This window comes from Streptomyces flavovariabilis (assembly GCF_000725785.1).
In the GTDB taxonomy this organism is placed as follows: Bacteria; Actinomycetota; Actinomycetes; order Streptomycetales; family Streptomycetaceae; genus Streptomyces; species Streptomyces hawaiiensis.
The window spans coordinates 1-5,318 of record NZ_JNXD01000054.1 but is presented as its reverse complement, the minus strand read 5'-3'; the positions used below and the strand labels follow the sequence as shown (position 1 = coordinate 5,318).

General features: G+C 69.5%; 5 protein-coding genes. All 5 read left to right on the top strand.

The annotated features are described in order from the left end of the window. A partial coding sequence (locus IO24_RS0139700; RefSeq protein WP_037669872.1) for an ABC transporter ATP-binding protein occupies positions 1-861 on the top strand: 861 nt, incomplete at its 5' end. A 3-nt stretch (positions 862-864) separates the two neighbouring features. After that, on the top strand, positions 865-1,767 hold the full coding sequence (locus IO24_RS0139695) for an ABC transporter permease (RefSeq protein ID WP_031144692.1): 903 nt from the start codon (positions 865-867) through the stop codon (positions 1,765-1,767). Further along, positions 1,764-2,603 (top strand): ABC transporter permease, encoded by an 840-nt coding sequence (locus IO24_RS0139690; RefSeq protein ID WP_037669869.1) that lies wholly within the window; start codon positions 1,764-1,766, stop codon positions 2,601-2,603. The genes IO24_RS0139695 and IO24_RS0139690 overlap by 4 nt, the downstream gene beginning before the upstream one ends. A gap of 103 nt (positions 2,604-2,706) precedes the next feature. Next, a complete protein-coding gene (locus IO24_RS0139685; RefSeq protein WP_031144690.1) occupies positions 2,707-3,987 on the top strand; it encodes an NAD(P)/FAD-dependent oxidoreductase in 1,281 nt (426 codons plus the stop codon). Between the two features lie 42 nt (positions 3,988-4,029). Next, positions 4,030-5,318: NAD-dependent succinate-semialdehyde dehydrogenase (locus IO24_RS0139680; protein WP_031144688.1), on the top strand; the 1,289-nt coding region annotated here is incomplete at its 3' end.

Sequence of the window (5,318 nt, the reverse complement as noted above, 5' to 3'; positions counted from 1 at the left end):
GGCAAGCGGGACTTCGGTTTCGTCTTCCAGCAGTACCTGCTCTTCCCGCACATGACCGTCAGCGAGAACGTCGCCTTCCCTCTGCAGCTGCGCGGTGTGGCCAAGGAGGAGATCCGCCGCCGCGTGGGCGAGACCCTGGAGGCGGCGGGTCTGTCGAAGTTCGCCGGGCGCAAGCCGCGTGAGCTGTCCGGTGGCCAGCAGCAGCGTGTGGCGCTGTGCCGGGTGCTGGTCTACCGTCCGCCGATCGTGCTGATGGACGAACCGCTGGGCGCGCTGGACAAGAAGCTGCGCGACCAGATGCAGACCGAGATCAAAACCATTCAGCGTGAACTCGGCCTGACCGTCGTCTATGTGACGCACGATCAGGAGGAGGCGCTGGTCCTGTCGGACCGGATCGCCATCATGAAGGACGGCCGCATCGAGCAGTTCGACACCCCCCGCGGCCTGTTCGAACGCCCCCGCACGCCGTTCGTGGCCGACTTCCTCGGCGCCGCCAACTTCCTCACCGGCAAGGTCGAGGAATCCACCGCGGACGGCTGCACCCCGATACGCCTGGACACCGGCGGTCTGCTGAAGGCCCGTGCACATGCCTGTGCGCCGGGTCAGCGGGTGCGCGCCGCGGTCCGCCCCGGCAAACTGCGCCTGGTCAGCGCCGAGGAGAGCTGCTGTTCCGGCACGGTCGAGACGGCCGTCTACGTCGGCTCGCTGACCCGGATCACCGTCCGTCTGGACGGGGCGGCCCCCGGCACACCGCCGCTGCGGATCGAGACGGCCGGCGCCCCGCCCCGTCCGGGCGAGCGGGTCTGTGTGACCGCCGACCGGGACGACGTCAGTGTCTTCGACGTCACGGACGGGGGGTGAGCCGTGGCCGGCACCGCTGTCGCACCCACCAAGGTGCGTGTGAAGACGTCCGAGAAGCGCGGGCACCGCTCCCGCATCGCCCTGGTCAACGCCGTGCCCGTCACGGTGTTCCTGCTGGTGTTGTTCGTCTACCCGATCATCGGCGTCCTGTCCCTCAGTCTGGAGGGCGACAGTGGCGGCTTCACGCTCCACTGGTACGCCGACGCCCTCAGCGGCGTGAACCTGTCCGTGCTGGTGTCGACCCTGCGGATCTCCGCGGAGACGGCCGTGCTGAGTCTGCTGGTGGGTTTCGTTCTGGCGCATGCCATCGCCCGGATGCGGCCCGTCTTCGCCGCGCTGGCGATGCTGATCGTGGTCGTGCCGCACTTCATCAGCGCCCTGGTGCGCACCTACGGGTGGATCATCATGCTCGGTGAACACGGCCTCATCAACACCCTGCTGACCTCCGTGCACGCCCCCGGGGCGCCGTATTCGCTGCTGTACAACGAGACCGGTGTGGTCATCGGCACCACCTCCGTCATGCTCCCCTACACCGTCCTGGTCCTCCAGGGCGTGATGCGGGGCGTCGACGGACGGCTGCTGGCAGCAGCGGCAGGCTTCGGCGCGAGCCGGCTGACGATCTTCACCAGGATCTATCTGCCGCTCGTGGCGCCCGGCATCGGCACCGCGGGCCTGCTCAGCTTCATCCTGTGCCTGGGCTACTACATCACCCCCGCCCTGATGGGCGGCGACAAGCAGACCGTCGTCGCAGCGCTGATCGACCAGCAGGTGATGAAGCAGGACCAGTGGAACTCCGCCGCCGCCTTCGGCGTCATCCTGCTCCTGCTCACCTTCGCCGGCCTGGGCGTGCTGGGCCTGGCCAAGCTCCGCCGCAAGAAGACGGCCGCACGAAGGAGCAGCTCATGATGGAACTGCCCCCCACCCGGGCCGGACACATCGGCCGGGCCCTGAGCGCCGCCGCGATCCTGCTGTTCCTGGCGATGCCGATCGTGATCATCCTGGTCACCTCCTTCGGCGCGGACGGCATCGGAACCTTCCCGCCGCAGGAGTACAGCACCCGCTGGTACGAGCAGATGGCCGCACCGGGCGGGAACTGGGCCACCTCGATCGCCCTGTCCAGCCTCATCGCCTCCCTGACCACGGTGTTCTCCCTGATCCTGGGCGTCACCGCCGCCATGGCCCTGGCCCGCGGCCGCCTGCCGCTGCACGCGGCCGTCTACGGGCTGGTGCTGGCCCCGATGCTCATCCCGCAGGTGGTCATCGCACTCGGGCTGTTCCTGTTCTTCGAACCCGCCGGCATGCTCGGCAGCCCCCTGGCCATCGCCCTCGGGCACACGGTGCTCGCCGCGCCCATCGCGATCCTCATCATGATCTCCACCCTGAAGGGCATCGACGAACGACTCGAAGACGCCGCCGCCAGCATGGGCGCCAGCCGGATGACCATCGCCCGGCGCATCACCTTCCCCCTGGCCACCCCCGGCCTGATCGCCGCAGCCGTCTTCTCCTTCATCACCAGCTTCGACGAGTTCTTCATCGCCCAGTTCCTGTCGACACCGGACACCCGAACCCTGCCCGTCCTCGTCTTCAACGCGCTGCAGTTCGACGTCGACCCGACCGTCACCGCGGTCAGCGCCGTCCTCATCGCCCTGGCCATCCTCGCCCTCGCCCTGGTCGCCCTCGTCCGCAAACTCGGCGGCCACCGCAACAGCCACAACGCCCTCCCCATCGAACCCCTCACCTGAGCCTCGCGCCGGCACGGGCCGCGCCACCGCTGACAGCGCCGTCGGCCGGGCCTCCGCCGAGCCCGGCCGCGCCCTCCCCGAACACTTCCGCAGGAGACCCGAAATGAAGACGATCCCGTACTGGGTGGAAACCGCCGGGGCGTTCCCCGACCGGTCCGGCAAGCCAGTGACCGAGGACACCGACCTGGTGGTCATCGGCGCCGGACTGACAGGTCTGTCCACCGCCCTCCACTCCGCCCGCAAGGGCGCCCGTGTCACCCTTGTCGAGAAGAGCCAGATCGGCTCCGGGGCCTCCGCACGCAACGGCGGCATGGCGAACCTGGGCTTCACCATCGGCATACACCAGGCCATCCGCCGCTACGGACTCGAACGGGCCCGCGAGATCTACAACTCCTACGGCGAAGCCGTGGACACCGTCGAGCGGCTCGTGAGCGAGGAGTCCATCGACTGCCAGTTCCGTCGCGTCGGACGCCTGGGCGTGGCGTCCCGCCCCGCGCACTTCGAGAGCAAGAAGGCCCAACAGCGCGACCTGGCCAAGTACTTCGGACACGAGACCACGCTGGTCGGCAAATCCGAGCTGCGTGCCGAGATCGGATCCGACGCCTACCACGGCGGCCTGCTCGACCCGTTCAGCGCGGCACTGCACGTCGGCCGCTTCGTGCGCGGCATGGCCGAGGCGTGCGAGCGCACCGGTGTCGAGATCCACGAGCGCAACGCGGCCATCGGCGTACGGCGTACCGCCGCCGGCCGGTTCGAGGTCAGCACCGAGCGCGGTGTGATCCGTGCCGGGCAGGTCATGATGGCCACCGACGCCTACACCGACAAGAACTTCCCGTGGCTGCGTCGCCAGCAGGTCTGCCTGGGCAGCTTCATCATCGTGACCGAGCCGCTCGGCGAGGAGCTCGCCCGGGACATCATCCCGAAGGCCCGCCTCATCGTCGACTCCAACCAGGTATGCCACTACTTCCGGCTCACCCCGGACAACCGGCTGCTGTTCGGCGGCCGCGCCCGCTTCGCACCGTCCGACCCCACCTCGGACAAGAAGAGCGGACAGGTGCTGTTCCGGGAGATGTGCGAGATCTTCCCCCAACTCGCCCGGACGAAGGTCGAGTACGTGTGGGGCGGCTCCGTCGGCTTCGCGATGGACCGTATCGTGCACGCCGGGCAGACCGACGACGGCGTGTACTACTCCATGGGATACGCGGGCCACGGCGTGCAGATGGCCACGCACATGGGGCAGGTCATGGCCGAGGTGATGGACGGCCACCCCGAGGTCAGCCCCGTCCGCGACCTGGCCCCGCCCCGCATCCCCCTCTACAACGGCACTGCCTGGTTCCTGCCCTTCGCGGGCGCCTACTACAAGACGCTGGACCGCATCCGCTGACCGTGCGGCAGCGCACCTCTACGCATACAAGGAGACCCCGAGATGACTGTCGTCCACGATGTTCCCAAGCAGCTTTTCATCGGCGGCGGTTGGCGGGACGCGGAGTCCGGCCGGACCCTGTCCGTCGACAACCCGGCCACCGGTGAGGAGCTGTGCCGGGTCGCCGACGCCTCCCCGGCCGACGGGCAGCGTGCCGTCGAGGCGGCGGTCGCGGCGCAGGCTTCCTGGGCCGCGACCCCGCCCCGGGTGCGCAGTGAGATCCTGCGCCGCGCCTACGACCTCATCATCGCGCGCACCGAGGACCTCGCGCTGCTGATGACGCTGGAGATGGGCAAGCCCCTTGCGGAGGCGCGTGCCGAAGTCGCCTACGGTGCCGAGTTCTTCCGCTGGTTCTCCGAGGAGGCCGTGCGTATCGACGGCGGCATGATGACCGCCCCGGACGGCCGCAACCGGCTGCTGGTCACCCGCCAGCCGGTCGGCCCCTGCCTGCTCATCACGCCGTGGAACTTCCCCCTGGCCATGGGCACCCGCAAGATCGGCCCCGCCATCGCCGCCGGCTGCACCATCGTCCTCAAACCCGCCCCCCAGACCCCCCTGACCAGCCTCGCCCTCGCCGCGATCCTCAAGGAAGCCGGCCTGCCCGACGGCGTGCTGAACATCGTCGTCACCACCGACGCCGCCGGCGTCGTCGAACCCCTGCTGCGCGGCGGGCAGATCCGCAAACTCTCCTTCACCGGCTCCACCCAGGTCGGCCGGATCCTGCTGGCCCAGTGCGCCGACACCGTCATCCGCACCAGCATGGAACTGGGCGGCAACGCCCCCCTCATCGTCTTCGACGACGCCGACCTCGATGTCGCCGTCGAAGGCACCATGGTCGCCAAGATGCGCAACATGGGCGAATCCTGCTGCGCCGCCAACCGCATCTACGTCCACACCTCCCTCGCCGAGGAGTTCGCCACCCGCCTCGCCGCCCGCATGGCCGCGCTGAAGGTCGGCGACGGCACCGAACCCGGCACCGATGTCGGCCCCCTCATCGACACGGCCGGCCGCAGCAAGGCCCACGACGTCGTGTGCGACGCCGTCAAGCGCGGCGCCACCGTCCTCACCGGCGGCGAACTCCCCGAAGGCCCCGGCTCCTTCTACCCGCCCACCGTCCTGACCGGCATCACCCCCGACGCCGCCGTCAACGACACCGAGGTCTTCGGCCCCGTCGCCGCCATCCTCACCTTCGACACCGAAGACGAAGCCGTCACCGCCGCCAACGACACCGAATTCGGCCTCGCCGCCTACCTGTTCACCCAGAACCTCGACCGCGCCCTGCGCGTCAGCGA

What these genes read in the sequence shown, in the direction of transcription:
- IO24_RS0139690 (WP_037669869.1), top strand. Translation starts at nt 1,764, where the DNA reads ATGATGGAACTGCCCCCCACCCGGGCCGGACACATCGGCCGGGCCCTG.
- IO24_RS0139685 (WP_031144690.1), top strand. Translation starts at nt 2,707, where the DNA reads ATGAAGACGATCCCGTACTGGGTGGAAACCGCCGGGGCGTTCCCCGAC.